Here is a 2,979-nt window from a genome sequence, read left to right as displayed (position 1 = left end):
GCTATGGTCGCCAAGCAAATTCTTTAATCCGGAAAGCTGTTTCTTAATTCTCGTTACTACACATTCAATGTTCTTTCATTGAGTCCATCAAAACCCCTTGGGTGTTGTATGGTTAAGCCTCACGGGCAATTAGTACAGGTTAGCTCAACGCCTCACAACGCTTACACACCCTGCCTATCAACGTCGTAGTCTACGACAACCCTTTAGGATACTTAAAGTATCAGGGAGAACTCATCTCAAGGCTCGCTTCCCGCTTAGATGCTTTCAGCGGTTATCGATCCCGAACTTAGCTACCGGGCAATGCGTCTGGCGACACAACCCGAACACCAGAGGTTCGTCCACTCCGGTCCTCTCGTACTAGGAGCAGCCCCTTTCAATTCTCCAACGCCCACGGCAGATAGGGACCGAACTGTCTCACGACGTTCTAAACCCAGCTCGCGTACCACTTTAAATGGCGAACAGCCATACCCTTGGGACCGACTTCAGCCCCAGGATGTGATGAGCCGACATCGAGGTGCCAAACACCGCCGTCGATATGAACTCTTGGGCGGTATCAGCCTGTTATCCCCGGAGTACCTTTTATCCGTTGAGCGATGGCCCTTCCATTCAGAACCACCGGATCACTATGACCTGCTTTCGCACCTGCTCGAATTGTCATTCTCGCAGTCAAGCGGGCTTATGCCATTGCACTAACCTCACGATGTCCAACCGTGATTAGCCCACCTTCGTGCTCCTCCGTTACGCTTTGGGAGGAGACCGCCCCAGTCAAACTACCCACCAGGCACTGTCCGCAACCCCGATAAGGGGTCGACGTTAGAACATCAACACTACAAGGGTGGTATTTCAAGGACGGCTCCACGCAATCTAGCGACTGCGCTTCAAAGCCTCCCACCTATCCTACACATGTAGGGTCAATGTTCAGTGCCAAGCTGTAGTAAAGGTTCACGGGGTCTTTCCGTCTAGCCGCGGGTACACTGCATCTTCACAGCGATTTCAATTTCACTGAGTCTCGGGTGGAGACAGCGTGGCCATCATTACGCCATTCGTGCAGGTCGGAACTTACCCGACAAGGAATTTCGCTACCTTAGGACCGTTATAGTTACGGCCGCCGTTTACCGGGGCTTCGATCAAGAGCTTCGACCGAAGTCTAACCCCATCAATTAACCTTCCGGCACCGGGCAGGCGTCACACCGTATACGTCATCTTGCGATTTTGCACAGTGCTGTGTTTTTAATAAACAGTTGCAGCCACCTGGTATCTGCGACTCTCAATAGCTCCATCCGCGAGGGACTTCACCGTCGAGAGCGTACCTTCTCCCGAAGTTACGGTACCATTTTGCCTAGTTCCTTCACCCGAGTTCTCTCAAGCGCCTTGGTATTCTCTACCCGACCACCTGTGTCGGTTTGGGGTACGATTCCTTACAATCTGAAGCTTAGAGGCTTTTCCTGGAAGCATGGCATCAATGACTTCACTACCGTAGTAGCTCGACGTCGTGTCTCAGCCTTAGAAAGAGCCGGATTTACCTAACTCTTCAGCCTACGCACTTGAACCTGGACAACCGTCGCCAGGCCCACCTAGCCTTCTCCGTCCCCCCATCGCAATTGTAAGAAGTACGGGAATATTAACCCGTTTCCCATCGACTACGCCTTTCGGCCTCGCCTTAGGGGTCGACTTACCCTGCCCCGATTAACGTTGGACAGGAACCCTTGGTCTTCCGGCGAGGAGGTTTTTCACCCCCTTTATCGTTACTCATGTCAGCATTCGCACTTCTGATACGTCCAGCATGCGTTACCACACACCTTCAACCGCTTACAGAACGCTCCCCTACCCAATATACAAAAGTATATTGCCGCAGCTTCGGTTTACTACTTAGCCCCGTTACATCTTCCGCGCAGGCCGACTCGACCAGTGAGCTATTACGCTTTCTTTAAATGATGGCTGCTTCTAAGCCAACATCCTGGCTGTCTGAGCCTTCCCACATCGTTTCCCACTTAGTAGTAATTTGGGACCTTAGCTGGCGGTCTGGGTTGTTTCCCTCTCCACGACGGACGTTAGCACCCGCCGTGTGTCTCCCGGATAGTACTTACTGGTATTCGGAGTTTGCAAAGGGTTGGTAAGTCGGGATGACCCCCTAGCCTTAACAGTGCTCTACCCCCAGTAGTATTCGTCCGAGGCGCTACCTAAATAGCTTTCGGGGAGAACCAGCTATCTCCAGGTTTGATTGGCCTTTCACCCCTAGCCACAAGTCATCCGCTAATTTTTCAACATTAGTCGGTTCGGTCCTCCAGTTGATGTTACTCAACCTTCAACCTGCCCATGGCTAGATCACCTGGTTTCGGGTCTATATCCAGAGACTGAACGCCCAGTTAAGACTCGGTTTCCCTACGGCTCCCCTAGATGGTTAACCTTGCCACTGAATATAAGTCGCTGACCCATTATACAAAAGGTACGCAGTCACAGGACAAAGCCTGCTCCTACTGCTTGTACGTACACGGTTTCAGGTTCTATTTCACTCCCCTCACAGGGGTTCTTTTCGCCTTTCCCTCACGGTACTGGTTCACTATCGGTCAGTCAGTAGTATTTAGCCTTGGAGGATGGTCCCCCCATATTCAGACAGGATATCACGTGTCCCGCCCTACTCGATTTCACTGAATATGCGTCGTCAGTTACGGGGCTATCACCCTGTATCGCCAAGCTTTCCAGCTTGTTCACCTGACGCCTATAAAGCTTAAGGGCTAGTCCAATTTCGCTCGCCGCTACTTTCGGAATCTCGGTTGATTTCTTTTCCTCGGGGTACTTAGATGTTTCAGTTCCCCCGGTTCGCCTCGTTATGCTATGTATTCACATAACGATACTTACTTATGTAAGTGGGTTTCCCCATTCGGAAATCCCAGACTCAAGTGGTTTTTACTACCTAATCTGGGCTTATCGCAAGTTAATACGTCCTTCATCGCCTCTGACTGCCAAGGCATCCACCGT

Annotated in this window: 1 rRNA gene; it reads right to left on the bottom strand. The window is 51.2% G+C overall.

The annotated features are described in order from the left end of the window. Nucleotides 1-108: 108 nt before the first annotated feature. Nucleotides 109-2,979: ribosomal RNA gene (locus L3V30_RS23870) — 23S ribosomal RNA — on the bottom strand; the annotation flags it as partial.

The sequence above is a fragment of the Vibrio sp. A1-1 genome (assembly GCF_021728175.1).
Classification (GTDB): Bacteria; Pseudomonadota; Gammaproteobacteria; order Enterobacterales; family Vibrionaceae; genus Vibrio; species Vibrio diabolicus.
Note: the sequence above shows the minus strand (reverse complement) of the source record. Positions and strands in the feature narration are given on the sequence as shown.